The sequence below is a fragment of the Neobacillus fumarioli NBRC 102428 genome, from assembly GCF_001591485.1.
GTDB classification, from domain to species: domain Bacteria; phylum Bacillota; class Bacilli; order Bacillales; family Cytobacillaceae; genus Neobacillus; species Neobacillus fumarioli.
On the sequence record NZ_BCUZ01000271.1, the window covers coordinates 1 to 674 of the forward strand.

General features: G+C 40.1%; 1 pseudogene. It reads left to right on the forward strand.

Annotation, left to right across the window (positions count from 1 at the left end):
* Positions 1 to 151 precede the first annotated feature (151 nt).
* Positions 152 to 674: pseudogene (locus BFU02S_RS16110) on the forward strand (IS21 family transposase); the annotation flags it as partial.

Sequence of the window (674 nt, forward strand, 5' to 3'; positions counted from 1 at the left end):
TGTTTATGGCACTATAAATATGTAGGGGATGGCATTTAATTTGTGCAGGCCCCCCGGGGGCCTGCACAAATTAAAAAAACCACTTGCAAACATTCCAAAATACTACTACACTTCCTGTTTGGGACAAAGTCATGCAGGAGGTATTAAGGAGATGTTGGCAGTGGCCGAAATCAAGTATATCAGACAACAGGTTAATAATAAAGGCTGCGTATATTCAGATGTAGCTAAGAGGATGGGGATAGATCCTAGAACAGTTAAGAAGTATGCGGATATGGAGGACTTTAACGAAGAGCCGAAAAAGAAACAGACGAGAGTATCAAAGGTCATGGGATCTGTTAAGCCAATTATAGATGAGTGGATTAAAGAGGACTTGAAAAAGAAAAAGAAGTTTCGTAGAACAGCTAAAAGAATCTGGGATATGTTAAAAGATCAGTATAATTTTCAGGGTTCTGATCGAACAGTTCGAGATTATGTTTCTAAGAGGAAAGTTGAATTATTGAATGAAGCGGATCAAGCTGCCTTGCCACTTGAGTCCATTCCTGGAACAGCACAGGTGGATTTTGGAGAGGCCCCGTTTATTTATGGAGGGGATGAAATCGTTCTTCCGTTCCTGGTGGTATCATTTCCTAATAGCAACGGCTTTTATTTTCAGGTCTTTCCTTCTCAAAATAAAG